This window comes from Acinetobacter sp. YH12236, from assembly GCF_013417645.1.
Lineage (GTDB): Bacteria > Pseudomonadota > Gammaproteobacteria > Pseudomonadales > Moraxellaceae > Acinetobacter.
On sequence record NZ_VPDM01000002.1, the window covers coordinates 142,770 to 163,610 of the forward strand.

A 20,841-nucleotide genomic window follows, 5' to 3' on the forward strand; every position below is an offset into this window, starting at 1 on the left:
CGTGAGCGATCAGATAATGGCGTCCCTACGGGGATTCGAACCCCGGTTACCGCCGTGAAAGGGCGATGTCCTAGGCCTCTAGACGATAGGGACGTTGCGAGGTGATGGCTATATTAAGGACTAAGCCGGACTTTGTCAAAAGAGTTTTTACTAAAATGTATTTAACAGTTTAAACATTAGGCAAAACAAAAACTTTATTTTATTAAGATATTATTTTCTGAACGGATTTACCTGATATGAAAAAATAAACCCAATCGGAATTGGGTTTATTAAAGAAATTATTTCAGTTCAAAAGTTTAGAACTTAAGCTTTTTGATGATAAAGCCAGTAATAACTTGCATAACATGCTGCCATAAACAATAAACAGCCAATAAAACCAGAGAGCATTTCAGGGTCAGCTGCCATACTCAGACCGGTTGCAGTACAAGTTACAAAACCTAGAGTGGGAACTAAGGGGAACCAAGGTGTACGGAATTTTAGTTCAGAGACGCTATGACCAGACTTCAGCCATTGGCGACGGAAATTAAACTGGCTCCAGCAGATACTCATCCAGACAATCACCATGGTAAAAGCGGCCACGCCCATCAGGTTTTTAAAGATGACATCTGCACCAAATTGTTCAGAGAGCAGGCCCGGTAAGCCGCCAATCATGGTGACCCAAACTGCTACATAAGGCACGCCGGATTTGCTGACTTTGGCAAATAGTCGCGGTAACTGGTTTTGTGAAGACAATGCCCACATCATACGTGAAGCCGCATAAAGACCAGAGTTTGCAGTAGAGAGCAGCGCCGTAATAATCACAAAACGGATAAAGTCTTCCGCATATGGAATACCCATCTGGGTAAACACGGATACAAACGGACTGCTGCTTAAGCCCCCATGACCACCGACCTGTAGACCGGCATCGGTATAAGTTAGCAAGGAACTGATGACGATGATGGTACCGACAAAGAAAATCATCAGACGCCATACCGCTGCATGAATTGCTTTCGGTACATTTTTCTCAGGATTTTCGGTTTCACCGGCAGCGATCCCGATCATCTCGGTACCATTAAAGGCAAAGTTCACGATTAGTAATGTGGTGAATAACGGAATTAAACCATTTGGCAGCCAGCCATGTTCAGTCAGATTGCTGAACAGCGGTGCGGATTCATAACCTTGGAATGGAATAAAGCCAAAGATACAGCCAAAGCCCAGAATAATGAAAATCAGTACAGTCGCAACTTTAACCAGTGACAGCCAGAATTCTGATTCAGCAAAGGTACGGGTTGAGCTTAAATTGGAGAGCAGTACACCTGCAGCAAAGATCAATGTCCATAACCAGATCGAAGTTTGGGGAAACCATTCCTGCATCAGAATCGCAGCGGCAGTAAATTCGGTACCCAAGGTGGCTGACCAGCCGAGCCAGTACATCCAGGACACCATATAGCCTGTACCCGGCCCAATATAATGGGTTGCAAAGGCACCAAAAGAACCAGACACGGGTAAATGTACGGCCAGTTCACCGAGGCAGAGCATTACCATATAGGCGATCAAGCCACCAATAATATAGGCCAGTACTGCGCCCAAAGGTCCAGCTTGTGAAATCACTTCACCGGAACCCATAAACAGGCCGGTACCAATAGCGCCGCCAAGGGAAAGCATGATCAGATGACGTGTGCCCATGGCACGTTTTAACGACGGAGTTTGACCCTCAACAGACGAATGCTGTGAAGGTGGAGAGGGAGATTGCATAGCTCAATTAAAAGGAGAGATTTAAAAAAAGTATTTTAGTTTTAATTATGTGAAATATCACATAAATTGGAATTTCCTCATAAAGTTCTTCTTTTAATTTAAAAAATAAATATTTGCAAAGCCTCTTAAAAACTAGTGATCGGGAGTCTGGTATTGCTCAGTCGGTGTTTTTTCAGCAGGCGTAGTTTCTGCTCGGTTCTCAGCAGTTTTATCATCGCGACTGATCACATAAATATAAAGCGCTGAAGGTGCCAGAATAAGTAAAACAAGCAGGATTTTCTTTAGCATGGGAAAATTGATCAAAACCTAACATCAACTTGATTATAGCCTAAGCAAACGAGAAAGGGCACCAAACTCAGTCATGCGAAATTTATAACAATAGTATTGAAAGCAATAATAAGAAAAAGAGTTTTCTTGGAAAAAATGAAAGAAGAAGGGGATAAATAAGATGGCGTCCCTACGGGGATTCGAACCCCGGTTACCGCCGTGAAAGGGCGATGTCCTAGGCCTCTAGACGATAGGGACGTTTAGAAGATGGCGGTATCTTATTGATCCGCCACCAAAGTGTCAAGCAGGTGAGGTGCGAGTTTGTTTAAAATATAGCAAAACAGTTCCGCAGTCTTTTGCGTATCGTATAACGCAGAGTGTGCTTCTTTGCCATCAAACTCAATACCGGCCTGAATACAAGATTTAGCCAGAACCGTTTGACCAAACATCACCGCACTTAAAGTCACGGTATCAAACACAGAAAAACTGTGAAACGGATTCTGGTTTTTGGTTCCGGTACGGGCAATTGCTGCCTGTACAAAGCCCAAATCAAAATGCGCATTGTGACCGACCAAAACGGCATGCGTACAATTTTGCTGACGACGCACTTCATTGACCGATTTAAAAATACGTTTTAACGCGGTTTTTTCATCTTCAGCCATTGCGATCCGCATCGGATTTGACGGGTCAATCCCGATAAATTCCAAAGAGCGGCGATCCAGGTTGGCACCTTCGAAAGGATTGATATGTGCGTGGTAAGCTTCACCGGGCACAAACTGGCCATCTTCATTATAAACAATAGGAATGGCCGCAATTTCTAACAAGGCATCAGTCTGTGCATTAAAGCCTGCTGTTTCAACATCGACAACAACAGGCAAAAATCCACGGAAACGCTGACCAATGACTGGAAGAGTTTCATTTGTCACATTTTTCTCCATTGAATGGTTTTTCCTGCATATAGCGGAACGATTTGTTCACCATCCAAGTAGTCTAGACTTTCAGGAATAACTTGATCTTCTTTGACCAGCGTAATGGTTTTGGTATTACGTGGGAGGCCGTAGAAATCTGCACCAAAGTGGCTGGCAAAACCTTCTAGGCGGTCGATTTTACCTACTTGATCAAAGGCCTGAGCATATAACTCAATTGCAGTCGGAGCACTATAGCATCCTGCGCAGCCACACGCATTTTCTTTGGCATTTTTTGAGTGCGGTGCACTGTCGGTGCCTAAGAAAAATTTAGGATTACCGCTCGTTGCCACTTCAAGCAACGTTTGCTGATGCGTCTGACGTTTTAAAATTGGCAGACAATAGAAGTGCGGCTTGATCCCACCAACCAGCATATCATTACGGTTAAACAGTAAATGCTGTGGGGTAATAGTCGCAGCCACATTACGATCCTGTTCCAGTACGAAATTAGCTGCCTCGCTGGTAGTAATGTGTTCCAGAACCAGTTTCAGTTTCGGGAACTGTTTTAGTAATGGTGCTAAGACTTCATCAAGGAAACGTTTTTCACGGTCAAAAATATCGACATGATTATGCGTCACTTCACCGTGCAGCAATAAAGGCACCTGATGCTCTTCAAGCTGTTCAATGACTGAATATACTTTACGAATGTCGCTTACACCGCTATCCGAGTTGGTGGTTGCGCCAGCAGGGTAAAGTTTAATAGCATTGACATGCTCAGAATCTTTAATCTTTTTGACTTCACTTGGAGAGGTATTATCTGTGAAATACAGCACCATGCGTGGATCAAAATCGCTACCTTCAGGAACATGCGCCATAATACGTTCACGGTAGCTTAATGCTTCTTCCACAGTTTTAACCGGTGGAACAAGGTTCGGCATACAGATGGCGCGGGAAAACTGTTTAGCTAGATCAGGAACGGTGCGTTGCAGAGCGTGACCATCACGCAGGTGGGCATGCCAGTCGTCTGGCTGGAGAAGGGTAATCGTATTCAAGGCGAATTCAATCGGAGAAATAAAACAAATGATAATGCATCTATGCCTAAAATGGTAACGAGAAATATATACAAAATAAGGGATATCTATAAATTAATTTATAAAAGTATGATATTTTAAAATTAATAAAAAAATTACATAAATACTTGGCAATGGAATACAAGTACAATCTAGCAAAATTGCAAGATGAAAAAGAAAAAATAGAAGAATTAATCACACGGCAAAGTCAGCGTGTAGGCTCGGTTTTCCCTCAGAATCTGGAACAGGAGTTCTGGAGCAAAAACCTGGAGCGGGCACGTAAACATGTCGAAAAGTATGTCTGGGCAGGTGTACTGACCTATTTTATTTTTCTGCTGGTCATGATTCCGACCGACTACTGGATTATCGATTCACAATATTTCGTGCAAGATTTTGTGCGCTGCATGCTGGGGCTGATCAATGGTAGTCTCGCTTTACTTGCTTTTTATTTCTTCTCCTGTCTGCCTAAAATCAAACGCTTTTTTCCGCAGGCTTCCATGCTGCTGATGTTCTGGATGATAGTCTCGACCTCCTATCTGACCATGTCCATTCAAACAGTAAGCTTGCAACATCAGTCGATGGCGATCATCACCATTATCTACATCCTGGGGTATATTCTGACCGGAGTAAAACCTTTACAGATGTTAATCACGGGGTTGTTTGCTGCACTTTGTACGGTCTGGCTGTTATCCATGTTATCGATCGATTTTAATGCACTGGTCTTGGGGCGGATTCTGATCGGCAGTAGCCTATTGGGATGTGTGATTAGTTATATGCTTTTTGCCCGTGAGCGCATGATTTTTCTATATACCATGCGGGCTAGAATCAGTGAGAAAATTCAGCGGATTCATACCACAGAATTGTTGCATTTAAGCCAGCATGATGAGCTGACCAAAATCTCTAATCGACGAACTTTCGATGAAACACTGGATATCTTTTTTGAACGTTCTCGCCGTAATCAGCATGCTTTAGCGATTTTATTTATCGATGTGGATCATTTTAAAAACTATAACGATTTTTATGGACATCAAAAAGGGGACGATGTCATTTCCAGTATTGCCTTTACTATTAAAAATGCGATCCGGCATATGGATTTCGTGGCCCGTTATGGTGGTGAAGAGTTTGTGGTACTGCTTCCAGAAACTGATGCTCATGGTGCTTATGCAGTGGCTTCTAATATTTTTAATGCGATTGAGCGTCTGGAAATTCCGCATGAGAAATCTGGTGTGGCTGATCACATCACCATCAGTTTGGGCATCACTGTGTATCGTGGTGAAGACTTTATTGATAAGGATGTCTTATTGGGAATTGCCGATCAGGCGTTGTATCGAGCTAAACAGCTAGGACGGAATCAGATTTATTATCAGTCGATCCGCACTGCAAATCCAAATAGTGTAAATACCTAAATCGAATCCATAAAAAAACCGCTCAGATGAGCGGTTTTTTTTGACGTTAAAACAAACTTATTTGTTTTTGTCTTTTAACTGAGGTACTGCAGAACCTGTACCTACTGCAAGTAAGCCAGAATCTGTATAGATACCCAGTTTTGCACGTGTATCTGTGATGTCCAGATTACGCATAGTCAACTGACCGATACGATCCGCTGGAGAGAACATAGAATCACCTTTCTCCATAGTCAAACGCTCAGCTTCATAAGTGAGGTTAGGAGATTCAGTGTTCATGATGGTGTAGTCATTACCACGACGCAGTTCTAAAGTCACAGTACCAGTGATCGCTTTAGCTACCCAACGCTGTGCAGTTTCACGAAGCATCAATGCTTGAGAATCGAACCAGCGACCTTGGTACAGAAGACGACCCAAACGAAGACCGTTGATACGGTATTGTTCGATGGTATCTTCGTTATGAATACCCGTGACCAGACGTTCATAAGCGATGTGAAGAAGGGCCATACCCGGAGCTTCGTAGATACCACGAGATTTCGCTTCGATGATACGGTTTTCGATCTGATCCGACATACCTAGACCATGACGGCCACCAATACGGTTCGCTTCAAGAATGAACTCAACTGGATCTTCGATACGTTGACCATTGATTGCAACAGGGAAACCTTCTTCAAAAGTAATCGATACTTCTTCAGGTTTGATTTCAACTTCTTCTTTCCAGAATGCAACGCCCATGATTGGATCAACGATTTTGATACCGGCATTCAGGTATTCAAGATCTTTGGCTTCGTGAGTCGCTCCCAACATGTTTGAGTCAGTTGAGTAAGCTTTCTCTTTTGACATTTTGTAGTCAAAGCCATTGTCGATCAGGAACTGTGACATTTCTGCACGGCCACCTAATTCATCGATAAAGGTTTGGTCTAACCAAGGTTTGTAGATTTTCAGGTTAGGGTTAGTCAACAGACCGTAGCGGTAGAAACGCTCGATGTCGTTACCTTTATAAGTAGAACCGTCACCCCAGATATTCACATCATCTTCTTTCATTGCAGTTACCAGCATGGTACCTGTCACTGCACGGCCAAGAGGAGTCGTGTTGAAGTATGGAACACCACCTGTAGAAATGTGGAACGCGCCACATTGAATTGCAGCAATACCTTCTAATGCAAGCTGTAAACGGCAGTCGATCAAACGTGCTTTTACTGCGCCATAAGCTTCAGCTTTTTTTGGAATCGCATCGTAATCGTCTTCGTCTGGCTGACCCAAGTTTGCTGTATAAGCATAAGGTTCAGCGCCTTTTTGTTTCATCCACAAAAGAGCTGCAGAAGTATCTAGACCGCCAGAAAAGGCAATACCAACTTTTTTGCCTACTGGGACATTCTGCAAGATAGTTGCATTATCAGACATTGTTCATCCTAATGATATGAAATAGGCACGCCAGAAGTGGTGGCCTGAAAAAACACATATTGCATCAATTGTATCATTATTTTATTTAGGTTTGCTTTAGAAAAGAAAAACTCGTTTCAAAATCTTGATTCAATAGGCTTAGATAATCATAAAATTACCGTATTTTTGACAAACGCTTAAAAAATAGGAAAATCTGGGAAGATTCAATAACATCATTAAGAAAAAACATCTTTAGGATAGCCCTCATGAGCCCGAATATTCCTCCTTTACCTAATCTGCAACCGGCTGCCAAAAATGAAACCCTGTCGATTGTGCATGGAATCTATGCCGGTTTGCTGGTTTTTAGTACAGTTGCATTTTTATATCTGGAATATCAGCAATCCACAATTTCCATGTTGAGTCTGGGTATTGTGTTGCTACTTTTGGCTGTGCTGATTGTTTTGAACATTCAGGCCTGTCTCAAGGTCAAACAGGGCAATGGTTCAGGACGCACCTTGTCCAGAATTATGGCGATCCTGATGCTGCTCAGTTTTCCCATTGGTACAGTACTCGGCGTAATTGCCTTATGGAAATCGAGCAAAAATCAATGGCAGCAATAAATCCATCACTCAGGTACGGCATGAATATCACAATTGGTATTTGTGCCTGAGAAAGCGGACCTGATAGTCATAAAAAGCCTCTGAAAATCAGTTAAAGTACATTGATAAGATTTAAGCTTTTAGCCAAATAAGAATCAGGGATATTTTATGACAACGACGCGCTATGCAAATATTTTAAAACCATTACATCTGGGTTTCACCACGATTAAAAACCGTGTGGTGATGGGATCAATGCATACGGGCTTGGAAGATCGTTTTTATAATTATCCTAAACTGGCCGCTTATTTTGGTGAACGTGCCAAAGGTGGTGTGGGTCTCCTGATTACTGGCGGGATTTCACCTAACCGTCAGGGCTGGTTATTGCCTGCTGGCGGAACCATGAATACCTTGGGCGATGTTGCACCGCATCGACTGGTTACGCATGCCGTGCATAAGCATGGGGCCAAGATTCTGTTGCAGATTTTGCATGCCGGACGTTATGGCTATCAGCCTTTTGTGGTATCTGCCAGTCCGATCAAATCGCCAATTTCACCTTTTAAACCACGTCAGATGTCTGAAAACCAGATTCTGGATACGATTCAGGACTATGTTAAAACTGCAAAACTGGCTAAAAAAGCGGGTTATGACGGCGTGGAAATCATGGGCTCTGAAGGGTATTTGATTAACCAGTTTTTAAGCCGTCATGTCAATCAGCGTACTGATCGCTGGGGCGGAGAAATTGAAAACCGCATGCGTTTTGCAGTGGAAATTGTTAAAGCGATTCGTGCTGAAATTGGTGAAAGATTTATTATCTGTTTCCGTTTATCCTTGCTAGATCTGGTGCATGATGGCAATACTATGCAGGAAGTGATTACCGTCGCTAAAGCATTAGAGAAGGCTGGAATAACTTTACTCAATACTGGTATTGGCTGGCATGAAGCGCGTATTCCGACGATTGTCACTTCTGTTCCTCGTGCTGCATTCGTAGATTACACCGCAGAAGTCAAAAAGCATGTTGCTGTTCCAGTCATTGCATCGAATCGGATCAATATGCCAGAAACGGCTGAAGCGATTTTGGCATCGGGACAGGCAGATATGGTGCAAATGGCACGCCCGTTATTAGCAGATGCATTCTGGGTGAATAAAACTGCAACGAATCGTGTTGATGAAATTAATACCTGTATCGCCTGTAATCAGGCCTGCCTGGATCATACCTTTAAAAATAAACGCGCTACCTGTCTGGTGAATCCACGTGCCGGCTATGAAACCGAACTGGTCTATGTCAAAACCAAAAAGCCTAAAGGGATTGCCGTAGTAGGTGGTGGAGTGGCAGGTTTATCCGCAGCCACAGTCGCAGCCAGCCGCGGTCATGATGTGACTTTATTTGAAGCCACTAATGAAGTGGGGGGGCAATTTAATCTGGCCAAAGTGATTCCAGGCAAAGAAGAATTCCACGAAACCATTCGCTATTTCAAAGTGCAGCTGGAAAAAACTGGGGTAGATGTCCGTTTAAATACCCGAGTGAATCGGGAACAACTGGAACGCGAAGGTTTTGATGAGGTTATTGTGGCTACGGGCGTTGTTCCGCGTGAATTAAAAATTACCGGTAGTGATGCACCTCAAGTCCTGTCTTATGCTGAAGTATTGCGCGGCGCACCAGTAGGAGATCGTGTCGCGGTCATTGGTGCCGGTGGAATCGGTTTTGATGTATCAGAATTTTTATTAAAGCCACCGCATCAGCCGCAACCGCAGCCTGTAGATGAATGGAAACGGGAGTGGGGTGTAGATCTGCATGCAAACTATGTAAGTGAAGGCGGACTGCAGCCAGCAGAAGTGGAGCCACCTGTACGTGAAATTTATCTGTTGCAGCGTAAAACTACTGCTTTAGGAGCAGGCTTAGGTAAAACCACGGGTTGGGTTCATCGTGCCCAATTAAAAAAACATGGCGTACGCATGTTACGCGGTGTGCACTACAAATCGATTACGGATGAAGGTTTGTGGATTGAAGTGGATGGGCATGATCAGTTGCTGCGTGTAGATACGGTCGTCGTTTGTGCTGGTCAGGAGTCAGTCAAAGATGTCATGCCTTCAGAGGATCAAAAGACTTTAGCGAATTACCATATTATTGGTGGAGCAAAGCTGGCTGCTGAACTAGATGCCAAGCGTGCAATTCGTGAAGGGGCAGAATTGGCAGCAAAATTGTAAGGATTTGATGAAACTATATGCAGTTGATGAGATTCACTGTAATTTTCACTTGTCAGTCGCCTAAAAGCTCCGTATTATTGCGCACATGGAAGCGTGGCAGAGCGGTTTAATGCACCGGTCTTGAAAACCGACGAGGGCTTATACCCCTCCGTGAGTTCGAATCTCACCGCTTCCGCCAGATACGAAAAACCCCGATCATTGATCGGGGTTTTTTATTGCCTAAGTTTTATTGAGTGGGAAATTGTCTGATTTTTTAGATAAAGCAGATAGATAACAAGCTAATTGATCTAATTTCTAAGATATTTTCTTATTAAAAAAATAAATGAATAAAAACGAATGCATATAGCTTTAATTTCTAAAATTTAATCTCAGGCAATTAGCTTAAGCCTAAATTCAAAAAGTATGATCCAAATTTTTATCTGACAAGAGGATATAAAAATTTAAAGCTTATTTCATTGCCGTTATCAGTTTATTAAATAGAACATTTTTCATTATTAATTCGCTGAATGACTGAAACAGCTGAAAGTCGACTAGGATAGTAGGATAATTTTTTGTTCTTTTCGGCTTTCATTTATGTCGAATTTTAAAGTGCGAGTTAAAAATGGCAACTGAACCTCTGAACCCTAAACGTCCACTTTATATTCCCTACGCAGGTACTGCATTACTTGAACTCCCATTGCTGAATAAAGGCTCAGCTTTCTCTGTAGAAGAACGTATTCATTTTAATTTACATGGACTTTTGCCCCAAGTAATCGAATCGATTGAGGAACAAAGTCAGCGTTCGTATCAGCAATACTGCTCATTCAATGATGCAATCAATAAGCATATTTACCTACGTAACATCCAGGACACCAACGAGACGCTTTTCTATCATTTGATTGAAAATCACTTAAGCGAAATGATGCCGATCATCTATACGCCAACGGTAGGAGAAGCATGTCAGCATTTTTCCGAGATTTATCGCCGTCATCGCGGGGTTTTTATTTCTTATCCAGATCGGGATCATATTGAGCACATCCTGCATAACGTGAATCGAAGAAATGTCAAAGTGATTGTGATTACGGATGGAGAGCGCATTCTTGGTTTAGGCGATCAGGGCATTGGCGGAATGGGCATTCCGATTGGAAAGCTGGCTTTATATACGGCCTGCGGAGGCATTAGTCCGGCTTATACCTTGCCAATTACTTTGGATGTAGGCACGAACAATGAGCAGTTGTTGAATGATCCGATTTATATGGGATGGCGTCAGCCTCGTATCACCGGTGATGAATATTATGAATTTGTCGAAATGGTGATACAGGCAATTCAGCAAAGATGGCCAGATGCACTGATTCAATTTGAAGATTTTGCCCAGCATAATGCCATGCCTTTACTGGAAAAATATCGCGATCGAGTATGTTGCTTCAATGACGATATTCAGGGTACGGCAGCTGTGGCAGTAGGCAGTTTGATTGCGGCTTCCTATGCGTCAAACAAACAATTAAAAGATCAGACCATTGCTTTCTTGGGAGCAGGTTCAGCCGGTTGTGGGATCGCTGAACAGATTGTGGCAAAAATGGTGGCAGAAGGCCTGACTGATGCTGAAGCGCGTAAGCGGGTTTTTATGGTGGATCGCTTCGGCCTTATTACTCAAAACCAGCCAAACCTATTAAATTTCCAGAGAAAACTGGCTCAAGAACCAGAAAATATTGCTGAATGGGGAAATGCCGAAGAGATTATTTCTCTATTGGATGTCATCAAATATGCAAAACCCACAGTACTGATTGGGGTCTCTGGACAGCCAGGATTATTTAGTAAAGAAGTAATCACGACCATGGCTGAAAATTGTGAACATCCGATCATCTTTCCTTTATCGAATCCTACTTCTCGCGTAGAAGCTGTTCCAGCCGATATTATTCAATGGACCAATGGGAAAGCTCTGATTGCTACAGGTAGCCCATTTGCACCCGTTAATTATCAGGAACACATTTATACTATTTCTCAATGTAATAACTCTTATATTTTCCCGGGAATTGGACTAGGCGTGATTGCTTCAGGCGCTACACGAGTCACGGATAATATGCTGATGGCATCAAGTAATGCCTTAGCAGAATGCTCTCCAAAACTTCAAGACCCAACCGCCAATTTGTTGCCAGATCTGGATCAGATTCAGCATATTTCCAAGATTATTGCTCTAAGGGTTGCACAAGCTGCGGTTGAGGATGGCGTCGCTCCAAAAGTTGGTTCTGAGGTGCTGCAGAAAGCCATAGATGCGAATTTCTGGATACCGGAATACCGGGAATATAAGCGTGTGACCTTTTAATATTATTAGGGAAAGGGCAGTCTAAAATTAAGTAAAGCAGAGCGATGACATTGTTATTTCTCTGCTTCTTTGTTTGGAGAAAGCGAAGGTAATCTAAAATGTAGAAGTTTAACTCACTCAAGCAATATAGGTTAATTTTATTAAGTGGTTGAAATTAAATAAAATTTAATGAAAATTCTGTAAATAATAAAATAATATTTATAAAGTAATTAAATATATATATAAGAAAACTTGATTATTTTAAATCTTCCTGTATACTGGCCTTAACTAGAAAAAAGTCTTGTTGCAAAAAATCTTCCTTAAGTATCGTCGTTTTATTCATAATCCTTCGTTTTATCCAGATTTTAAGTTCCATTCTTTATTATTTTCAAAGTTACAACTGGTCATTCAGATGACTAAAAATTATTAAAAATTAGTAGGTTTTATTATGTCAAACTCAAATATTGTTAAAGGTACTGTAAAGTGGTTCAACGAAACTAAAGGTTTCGGTTTTATTCAACAAGAATCTGGTCCAGATGTTTTTGCTCATTTCAGTGAAATTGCTAGTTCAGGTTTTAAAACCTTAATGGAAGGTCAGCAAGTTGAATTCAGCGTAGTTCAAGGTCAAAAAGGCCCAAATGCTGTAAATATTACTGCGCTATAAGTCTGTAGAATAAAAAAGCACGCATCAGTGCTTTTTTATTGTTTTAAATAAAAGTTAAAAAGCTTTTTCTAGATTGGAAGAAGTATAAAAATAGGATACAAATTGTTAAAAATTAATGAATTAATTGCAAAATCTAAAAATGGTACAGAAATTATTGTTTCTTTGATTCCCTTGAATAAAATGCAAAATACACGTCAAGGTTTTAAGGAAATTGAAGTAGGTAAAAGAGTACTGCTTCAATCAGGAATCGAAGTTGACCTGAATCTAGACGGTCGTACATTTTATACATCTTTAAATCAATTATTTAAATTAAATCATAAAGTTATTTAATATTTAAATTATATATTGGCTAACCAATTTCTAGCCGATCTCTCTTATAATCATTACTAAAGGTTTATTTATGCTTAAGCAAAATATTAATGTGAAAGATCAATTCGGTGTTCAATACGTGATTCAGGCTACTGTTGACCCTGATTTTGTTCATACCCAATCGGATTCTAACGTTAAACATATTACGTTTGAAGGTGAAAATATTCGCCCAAGTTTTGAAATGTTTTTTCAAAGCACCATCAGCGGCAAAATTTTCAAAATTATTTAGTGGTCATATGACATGACCAAAAGTGAATATAAAAAATCCTGGTATCTTGCCAGGATTTTGTCTTTGAAATTATTCACTTCTTAATTAAACCTATTCATCGTCTTATAAATAAACCCTGAATTAATAAGCACATTTTAGTTCACACTTAAATCGACTTAGCCATCATTTCAGTGATCTATATTTTATATCTTCTACTACTTATGCTTTTAGGCATAAAACTATCATGAATCTATAAAAAATCTAATACACATCAAATCAGAAAGCCAATCAGAGTTAAAACCCGTCAAGGTTATTATAAGTTTCGTTGGTATGAACTTAAGTCATATAAATGACTGAGGATATACAGCAGGTTTAAGATGGTGAGCAAGGGCAGTTCAGTTTTGGTTTTGCTAGGACATTCAGAAGCTAAGTATTTAATCTTTTATTTTTGAATATTTAATACTCAATAGATGATCATAAAGTCAGGAGTTTACTCTATGAATAAATGTATAAAATTACTCGCCAAAAAAAATTAAGTATTACTTTTCTAGAGAGTGCATCAGCAGGTTACCTGGCTTACCGATTTTCCCAAAATAAATATTCCGGTGATATTTTATATGGCGGACTGGTGTGTTATGACATGGGTGTCAAAGAGAATATTTTAAAAATCAAACCTGAATTTATTAAACAATATACGCCGGAATCTATGGAAGTCACACAGGAAATGGTCAGAAAAGCCAAGAAAATGTTTTATTCTGATATTTATATTGCCTGTACAGGACTATTAAAAAGAGGCGGGACAGAAACTAAAGAAAAGCCAGTAGGAACTTTTTTCTATGTGATTTCTTATAAAGATGAGCTCTATAGTTTCCGCTTTCTTTGCAGAGGAAAACCGAGAGAGAAATTAAAAAAACTGGCGAGAAATATTAATCTGAGCTTAATTGAAATCCTTGAAGGCAGTCGAGACAAGAAAAATAAATAGCTATTTATTTAGTTCTCACTGATCGCTAATACACGGATCATGAAAATGTTCTGCTATAAAAAATCCCAGCCGAAGCCGGGATTTTTTTATATTAAATTGGTCAATTAGTAAGGATAGTTAGGGAGAGGGCCGTTTGCTGGAATGGTGAGCCATTGTCCTGTTGCCAGGCGATTTGAACCGCCATCTGGTTGCGCATAGAAATACAAAGGTGCGGTAGGCAGATTAAGCATGGCGACTGAAGCATGTGCGGTTGCAGTTAAAGGCAAGCCATAAAGTGCATAGAAATCTTTAAGATCATAGCCCATGATTTTTGAACTGAGTACATAAATCAGGTCAGGGCGGCTCATGTTTTTCGCATTAAATGCACCTAGTCCCAGTTTATTCTTATCTGCTTGAGAAGCTTTACTTAAATCGATCTGGTTATATAAACGTTGTGCCGTATTCAGTAGGCGTATGAACTCAAATACACCCTGAAGATCAGGTCGCGATTTACCTTGATGTAAACGGGTATAGTTCATGGCCATCTGGATATGGAAAGCCTGCATCGATACATGATAGCCATCTTGCTATAAGCGTTTTTCCATGGCGGCACGTTGTACCTCACCTGACAGACCAAGACTTCGTGTATCCTTGATATTGGCATATAAAGTTGGGTGACGGAAATTGCTGGCATTACTGTCCTGAGCATATAGATGATATTTACGCATCATGCTTAGGCCTGCCAGAATGTTGTTATTACATTCCACTACGCAACCAATAGTTTTCCCGGTTTCAGTGGAAGGGAATACCATGGTTAAGACATCCTGAACAGTATTATGTCCCAGTTCATGCACCCAGCCCCAACCGGTATCAATGCCAGTTGACCCATCTGATGGATTTCCTGAGCACAGGAAGCCACAGGTCGCAATCCAGCCCACAAAATGTTGAACACGGGGCACGATGAACTGTGCCGGTACAATCCCAGCCTAATTCATTACAACGCTGTGCCGTACTGCTATCCAGCGGCATGTTGTTATAACCGTTAGCAATGTGGTTACTGTCAAAGATTACGCCCTTAATCTGATCCACATAGGTACGTGCCGATCGATCACCAATGGCTTTTAAAGCATAGTCATTGGTCTGTTGAATTTCACCACCAACAAATTTAAAAGTGTTCCAGCCGAAGTTTCTACTTTGCAGGATGCTGGTGGCCTCGCTAATATCCGCTTCAGTGATCGTTTGAGTAAAATCATAATGCGCATATTTTGCTGCGCCTTTGATTTTTAAGGTCACCACCGAGCCTGCTTTGGCATTGCTGTAATTCAACATCAATGGTCCACCGAACGGGCTGATAAAGTCATTGCTTTGGCTGGCATCTAATTTCACGGCGAAACTATTGGGACGGCGAGGACGTTTATAGCCGCCATCATCAAAGGGATTGCCCCAGGCACGTAAATAGCTGGTCTGGACTGAAAGCTGCGCACCCTGAGCATCAACAATCTCAATACTGACAGGTTTGCCCGGAATGCTGGCACGACCAATTGTGGTAATTCCACTGCCTTGTGGAATGGTCACGGTAATGGTTTCGGCTTGAGCACTGACAGCCATGTTTTGTGCAGAGGCTGGCATATAATCGCCGGCACCATTTGGATTCACCAATGTGGTTTTGCGTTTATAGTCCGTCCAGGAGTCGCTGGCATAGGTACGCATAAAAGTCAGAGCATCGCCATTTTTCGACAGTCCGCTGTAATTCACGCCTGGACGCCAGAGATCTGCCAATAACACCAAAGCTTTTAGAATCTGATTATTATTTTTTGCGCTAAATGCAGTAATGCCTTGTGCATTTAAATTTTGTAGATTGGTAGAAGCTTTATTGATGGTTTGAATCAACGGATTATTGGCATTTAAATCACCTAGACGTGCCGCACTTGGTGACTTGAAATATTCCAACATTTGGATCGTACTATCAATGTCATTCACTTTATTCCATTGATCTGTGATAGAACGTCCTGAAGACATGAGTAAAGTATCTTGGCCACGCCAGTAATTATTGTTGGTCTCAATCTTCAATGCCGAAAAGATTTTTTCCATCGGTGTAGTGACGTTATAACCCATTGCCTGGAAATATATTGGCTTACCTGCCTCCAGATATTCCTGAATCAAGCTGGATTCAAAATTATTGGCGCCAATATTACTGCCTAAAATCATCAGGTCAGCATCTTTCCAGCAGGTATTGGTTTGATCCAGTACATTACATTGTAGAAAGGTAACTTTAACCCCTAAATGCTGGGAAAAATAATTTTCTATCATGCTCAGGTTGGTTTGTGCCAGGCCATTCACGGTAAGTTTTAATTCTTGTTTAGGCTGTGCTTGTGTTTTCCCCGTCAATAGCCAGCGAAAACCATTGTTGAGCACGGGTGCAAAATCTACCACGTCAGGACTATTCGCTGAGATCCCTCCAAGCATATTCTGGCCAAAAGCCAGCGCACGGCCTTTACCGATTTGTGATGCGACTCCCAGACCACAGCCTTTATTTGCCTGCTGACTTAAATTCCAGCCGCAGGCTTGATCTGAAACTGCAATTGGCAAAGCTGCGCTTAAATCATAAGGATAAAGATTAATCGAAGCAGTTGGCGTAAATTGCAGTTGAGGTTGCAAAACTTTGCCATTCGAACTGGTATAGAGTGAGGTAATTAAACCCTTTTGCCATGTTTGTTGTTGCTTGGCGAGCTGCAAGGCCCAGTCTAACAATGTGGTGGAATCTTGCTGAATCAAAGGTCGGGCATCACCTGTACTCAATGCCTTATTAATCCGGGTGGTCGTTGGCGTTTGTGGATTTAAAGGTGGTGTACTGCCATCAGGTGTTTCTATAGGTGAGGGGGATGATTCCTCGTTATCAGGTGGATGGGTTGTTGATGGTGGATTAACAGCAGAATCTGGTGTTTCTGCAGGAGAAGATGTTCCGCTACTGCCACCTCCACCACAGGCAATCAGACTCATCGATAGCGATAAGGCTAGTAAGGTTGTTCTCAACCTCAAATAATTTCTTTCCACAATTTTCCCCAAGGTATAACCAAAAAGACGACATTATTTTTAAAGTTGTCGTAAATATCAGATGAGAATTATAGAAGTAAGTGTCGATAAAATAGAACTAATATTTAATTTAAGTATATGTTTTTTAATGATAAATAATTATTAAAAATAATTTTAAATGTGATGTGGGGTGATTTAATTTTTATTTGTTTTAATTAGGCCGCAGTTTAAAAATAGCCTCAACCCGAGTTGAAATTTCATGTTCTATCAGTTTTGACTTCGAACTTGAGCAGGGCTAGCGCGATTCTTTCTACATGTTGATAAGCAGGTTGCTCTAACTCCTCACCGAAAATATCCGGATCAATTTCCTCATAACACCAGTCAATATTTTGATGCTGTTTCATCAAAGCTTCCAGATGCTGTAAGAAGCGATTGCCATCCTGACAAATAGTGACGCCAGTATATAAAAATAGACGTCCATTAGGATTGAGTCGCTGTAAACCCTGTTTGATAATCTTAAAAGACAATTCATTGCCATCCAGTTCATTGCCTCCATGACGGTATTGCCGTTGATCTGGATCAATTAAATAAGGAGGATTGGCAAAAATCAGGTCAAACTGACCTTCAAGACCAGAAAATAAATTACTTTGCACAGGATGAATCGTATCAAAACCTGAAAAATCGATATTAATCTGGCTATAGAGAAGAGCTTTAGGATTCAGATCTGCGACAAAGATTTCCTCATGATCTGGAAAATGTTTAGCTATATGAATTGCAGCAGCAGAAGTGCCACAGCATATTTCAGCCGCCCGTTTAAAAGAATTGGCCTGGAAAGATAAATACTGCTTTAAATGATAGGCAAAACGGTAAGTATCAGGACCAAAAAAAACAGCGTCCTGTTGGGTCGTAGGAAAGGCTGAATGAATAAATAATTCGTCTTCAAGTGAAGCGACTCTGATCAGACTTTTATATGTATTATCCTCAACTTCTAGAAGCTGATGTTCTAACAATAACGAAAAAAGAACAGGATCAAGATCAGTAATTGTAAATTCCAGATTCCAGCCAAAGATATCCTGTAGGGTTTTCTGTTTATTTTTTTCGCTTCTTTTGCGATCCAGAATCCGTTGATGGGAAAGTGGCGTAATGGCGGTAAACTGATATTGCTGTTGTTTTAAAAAATTTAATAGAAAGTGCAGAGCTTGTTGCTGGCTGCTTTGGATTTCTAAAATCTGGTTCATTAGATGTGCTCTTCGGTTTATTCAGAATAAATGAAAAGGTGCATACACCTGTTTAATCTATACAAGATAATGACCAGAACAGCCATTCGCTATATTGATTCAATCAAAATGGATCATATTAATCTTCGCCCAAAATTTACTGTTGTTCGGTAAAAAACTGATGTGAATTGGTTTAATTTGTATAGTGGGATATTGAAGCTCACATCCTCGTAAGGAGTGAATCACTTTTATTTTTATATGTTTTCTATAAAAATGCCGACTGATCAAAATGATGAGTCGGCATAGACTGAATATAAATAGAAATTTTAATGAGCAGCTTCTGGTAAATCAAACCAGATCACTTGAGCATCTTCAATCGCCTTAATTTCTGCATCATCCATAAAGGCAATCGCACCACCAGCTTCAACTGTATATTCTGCAATTTGTACTGAGCCAGAAATCACATGTACATAATTGATATGCTGAGTCGCTTTGATGTCCAGACTTTGGCCTTTATGGATCACTGCGGTTTTGACTTCTGCATTTTGACGAATGTGCATGGGTGCATTGTTATTCGGTCCACAAATTAAATGCCATTGATTTGGTTGTTCTTTTGCGTCCAGACGAATTTGCTGATAATTTGGCTGAGCATCATGTTCATTCGGAATGATCCAGATTTGCAGGAGATGCACCTGTTCATCGCCCTGGTTCATTTCACTATGACGTACACCGGTTCCAGCACTCATCAGTTGCCATTCACCTGCTGCAATACCGCCATGATTGCCCATACTGTCCTGATGAGTAATCGTGCCTTTCAATACACAGGTCAGGATTTCCATATTGTCATGCGGATGGGTACCAAAGCCCTGATGTGCATCAATCAGATCATCATTAATAACGCGTAAGGCACTCACGCCCATATAGTTCGGATTGTACCAGTTGCCAAATGAGAAGCTGTGTTTAGACTCCAGCCAGCCCATTTTTACATGACCACGATTTTCACTTGGATGTAGAAAAGCTTTCATGAATTTATCTCACTTTAATTTTTAACTTGAGATCATCATAACGTTGTTTTAATTCTTAAAAAATTATAAACAGGCGACAGATCATTGCATTTTTGCAACGATGTAAGAGAAAGCAGGTATAAAAAAGCCCACTCGTAAGCAGGCTTAGGTATTTAAATAAAGATTATTCAAGGAAACGCACTGTTACACCTGATTTCACTTTACGGCCTAAATCATTCGCATCCCAGTTAGTCAGACGGATACAACCATGTGACGCAGTTTTAGAGATTGCAGATGGATTTGGCGTACCATGAATACCAAATGATTTTTTGCTTAAACCGATCCAGATATTACCTACAGGACCGTTTGGACCAGGTGGTAAAGAAAGTGGTTTCTTGTTGTTGCCTTGAACAAAGTTAGATGGTGAGTAGCTATACCATGGGTTTTTCGCTACGCCAGTCACTTTATAAGTTCCTGTTGGCGATGGAGTACTCGAACTGCCAATCGTTGCAGGGAAAGAAGCGATCATCTGGTTACGGCTATTGAACAGATAAAGCTGCTTAGCACCTTTATGCGCCACAATTAAATGAATATCTTCAGGAACTTCATTGCGGATATTGGCAACAATCAGCTTTTCCCCAGCTTTTTTGAAGGTAGCTTTTGGATTTAACTTTTTCAAAAAGTCTTCATCCATATGGAATTTTTCACCCAGCATTTCAGTTACGCGAGTGTAATACAGACCTTTCATTTTTGCCTGTAAGGCATAGTCAGAAGGAATAGACTCGGCATAAGGACCTTTCAGGTCTTCTTCAGTGATGGTGTATTCCACAAAAGCAGGCTTAGAACCCTGTTTAGCCAATAGGGCATCCCAAGTTTCCTGAGTCAATGTACCGGTTGGTTTAATACCATTCATTTGCTGGAAAGATGCGATCGCTTTCAAGGTATTTTTACCGCTAGTACCGTCAATCGCACCTGGAGAAGCATGGGCATTATTTAACATGACATGCGCACGTGCATATACCGGAAATTGGCCTTTACCAATATCTTCATACCAGCTTGCATTATTAAGGCCGTCTAAAGTCCAAGATGCTTTCGCAGCAGCAGAATTCGTCGCTGCTTTAGTCGTGGTTGGAGCAGCACCGATATCGGCAGTCTGGTCTTCAGTATCTTGTAATACATCTAATGCTTCAGAAGCTTTCTTCAGATCTTGTTGTTCTTGAGCACTAATTCGAGTTTCTGCTTGTGCTGCCGAAGCTTCAGTTGCTAAAGGATCAATCGGATCCTGAACCGCAACATCAGTGACAACTTGGGGGTTTAATGGTTGTTCAGCAGTAGACGCAGCGAAAACAGTACCTGCGAAAATGCAACCTAGACTCACAGCGAGCATTGTGCGAACTAACATGTAACTCAACCTTAAAAATATTTCGTTAACTATGTGAAAAAACACTATAAGTATTACAGAAAAAATGTGGAGATGCAGTAGTTCTTTTGTGTAATTCCTCACATTTGATCACTTAACATGATCGGTTTTTAAAGTC

General features: G+C 41.0%; 19 protein-coding genes and 3 tRNA genes. 9 read left to right on the forward strand and 13 right to left on the reverse strand.

Annotated elements, in window-relative coordinates; all coding sequences use genetic code 11:
* Positions 1 to 17: 17 nt before the first annotated feature.
* From FTV14_RS01785 to pyrC, 6 genes are all read right to left on the reverse strand, one after another.
* Positions 18 to 93: transfer RNA gene (locus FTV14_RS01785), tRNA-Glu, on the reverse strand.
* A gap of 210 nt (positions 94 to 303) precedes the next feature.
* Entirely contained in the window at positions 304 to 1,734 is a 1,431-nt protein-coding gene (locus FTV14_RS01790; protein WP_159123358.1) for an amino acid permease, read from the reverse strand.
* Between the two features lie 132 nt (positions 1,735 to 1,866).
* Positions 1,867 to 2,022 (reverse strand): hypothetical protein, encoded by a 156-nt coding sequence (locus tag FTV14_RS01795; RefSeq protein ID WP_004782839.1) that lies wholly within the window; start codon positions 2,020 to 2,022, stop codon positions 1,867 to 1,869.
* A gap of 161 nt (positions 2,023 to 2,183) precedes the next feature.
* Positions 2,184 to 2,259 (reverse strand) — tRNA-Glu (locus FTV14_RS01800).
* Positions 2,260 to 2,279: 20 nt separating this feature from the next.
* Positions 2,280 to 2,939 carry a ribonuclease T gene (gene rnt, locus FTV14_RS01805; RefSeq protein WP_034704922.1) on the reverse strand — a complete coding sequence of 220 codons (660 nt, stop codon included), beginning with the start codon at positions 2,937 to 2,939 and terminating at the stop codon, positions 2,280 to 2,282.
* Positions 2,924 to 3,958 carry a dihydroorotase gene (pyrC, locus tag FTV14_RS01810; protein ID WP_004782837.1) on the reverse strand — a complete coding sequence of 345 codons (1,035 nt, stop codon included), beginning with the start codon at positions 3,956 to 3,958 and terminating at the stop codon, positions 2,924 to 2,926. The genes rnt and pyrC overlap by 16 nt, the downstream gene beginning before the upstream one ends.
* Positions 3,959 to 4,110: 152 nt before the next feature.
* On the opposite strand from pyrC, the gene FTV14_RS01815 reads away from it, so the two are divergent.
* A complete protein-coding gene (locus FTV14_RS01815; protein WP_180053190.1) occupies positions 4,111 to 5,382 on the forward strand; it encodes a GGDEF domain-containing protein in 1,272 nt (423 codons plus the stop codon).
* Between the two features lie 57 nt (positions 5,383 to 5,439).
* Here FTV14_RS01815 and argG read toward each other — a convergent pair whose 3' ends face one another.
* Entirely contained in the window at positions 5,440 to 6,783 is a 1,344-nt protein-coding gene (gene argG / locus FTV14_RS01820; protein ID WP_005234795.1) for an argininosuccinate synthase, read from the reverse strand.
* Between the two features lie 245 nt (positions 6,784 to 7,028).
* Here argG and FTV14_RS01825 point away from each other — a divergent pair, with 245 nt between their 5' ends.
* The 8 genes from FTV14_RS01825 to FTV14_RS01860 all read left to right on the forward strand — a co-directional run bounded on the left by FTV14_RS01825 (position 7,029) and on the right by FTV14_RS01860 (position 14,070).
* Positions 7,029 to 7,382 carry a hypothetical protein gene (locus FTV14_RS01825; RefSeq protein WP_004782834.1) on the forward strand — a complete coding sequence of 118 codons (354 nt, stop codon included), beginning with the start codon at positions 7,029 to 7,031 and terminating at the stop codon, positions 7,380 to 7,382.
* 147 nt (positions 7,383 to 7,529) lie between these two features.
* Positions 7,530 to 9,566: an NADPH-dependent 2,4-dienoyl-CoA reductase gene (locus FTV14_RS01830; RefSeq protein WP_179992064.1), complete on the forward strand. Its 2,037-nt coding sequence runs from the start codon at positions 7,530 to 7,532 to the stop codon at positions 9,564 to 9,566.
* 87 nt (positions 9,567 to 9,653) lie between these two features.
* Positions 9,654 to 9,744: transfer RNA gene (locus FTV14_RS01835), tRNA-Ser, on the forward strand.
* A 423-nt stretch (positions 9,745 to 10,167) separates the two neighbouring features.
* Positions 10,168 to 11,868, forward strand: coding sequence for an NAD-dependent malic enzyme (locus tag FTV14_RS01840; RefSeq protein ID WP_034704912.1), 1,701 nt, complete (start codon positions 10,168 to 10,170; stop codon positions 11,866 to 11,868).
* A 427-nt stretch (positions 11,869 to 12,295) separates the two neighbouring features.
* Entirely contained in the window at positions 12,296 to 12,511 is a 216-nt protein-coding gene (locus tag FTV14_RS01845) for a cold-shock protein (protein ID WP_004782814.1), read from the forward strand.
* Between the two features lie 102 nt (positions 12,512 to 12,613).
* Positions 12,614 to 12,841, forward strand: a complete 228-nt coding sequence (locus FTV14_RS01850) for a hypothetical protein (RefSeq protein WP_004782813.1) — start codon at positions 12,614 to 12,616, stop codon at positions 12,839 to 12,841.
* Positions 12,842 to 12,911: 70 nt separating this feature from the next.
* Positions 12,912 to 13,109, forward strand: coding sequence for a hypothetical protein (locus FTV14_RS01855; protein WP_180053191.1), 198 nt, complete (start codon positions 12,912 to 12,914; stop codon positions 13,107 to 13,109).
* Between the two features lie 484 nt (positions 13,110 to 13,593).
* Positions 13,594 to 14,070 (forward strand): CinA family protein, encoded by a 477-nt coding sequence (locus tag FTV14_RS01860; protein ID WP_180053192.1) that lies wholly within the window; start codon positions 13,594 to 13,596, stop codon positions 14,068 to 14,070.
* A gap of 104 nt (positions 14,071 to 14,174) precedes the next feature.
* On the opposite strand, the gene FTV14_RS15960 is transcribed toward FTV14_RS01860, so the two are convergent.
* The 6 genes from FTV14_RS15960 to FTV14_RS01880 form a co-directional block, all read right to left on the reverse strand.
* Complete coding sequence (locus FTV14_RS15960) at positions 14,175 to 14,615, reverse strand: hypothetical protein (protein WP_257219737.1); 441 nt, start codon at positions 14,613 to 14,615, stop codon at positions 14,175 to 14,177.
* 21 nt (positions 14,616 to 14,636) lie between these two features.
* Positions 14,637 to 15,008, reverse strand: a complete 372-nt coding sequence (locus tag FTV14_RS15965) for a hypothetical protein (protein WP_257219738.1) — start codon at positions 15,006 to 15,008, stop codon at positions 14,637 to 14,639.
* Complete coding sequence (locus tag FTV14_RS01865) at positions 14,920 to 17,088, reverse strand: ImpA family metalloprotease (RefSeq protein WP_257219739.1); 2,169 nt, start codon at positions 17,086 to 17,088, stop codon at positions 14,920 to 14,922. The genes FTV14_RS15965 and FTV14_RS01865 overlap by 89 nt, the downstream gene beginning before the upstream one ends.
* A gap of 251 nt (positions 17,089 to 17,339) precedes the next feature.
* Positions 17,340 to 18,320 carry a class I SAM-dependent methyltransferase gene (locus tag FTV14_RS01870; RefSeq protein WP_180053193.1) on the reverse strand — a complete coding sequence of 327 codons (981 nt, stop codon included), beginning with the start codon at positions 18,318 to 18,320 and terminating at the stop codon, positions 17,340 to 17,342.
* Positions 18,321 to 18,625: 305 nt separating this feature from the next.
* Positions 18,626 to 19,324, reverse strand: a complete 699-nt coding sequence (locus FTV14_RS01875) for a pirin-like bicupin family protein (protein ID WP_180053194.1) — start codon at positions 19,322 to 19,324, stop codon at positions 18,626 to 18,628.
* Positions 19,325 to 19,487: 163 nt separating this feature from the next.
* Positions 19,488 to 20,705 (reverse strand): L,D-transpeptidase, encoded by a 1,218-nt coding sequence (locus FTV14_RS01880; protein ID WP_180053195.1) that lies wholly within the window; start codon positions 20,703 to 20,705, stop codon positions 19,488 to 19,490.
* Positions 20,706 to 20,841: the final 136 nt, after the last annotated feature.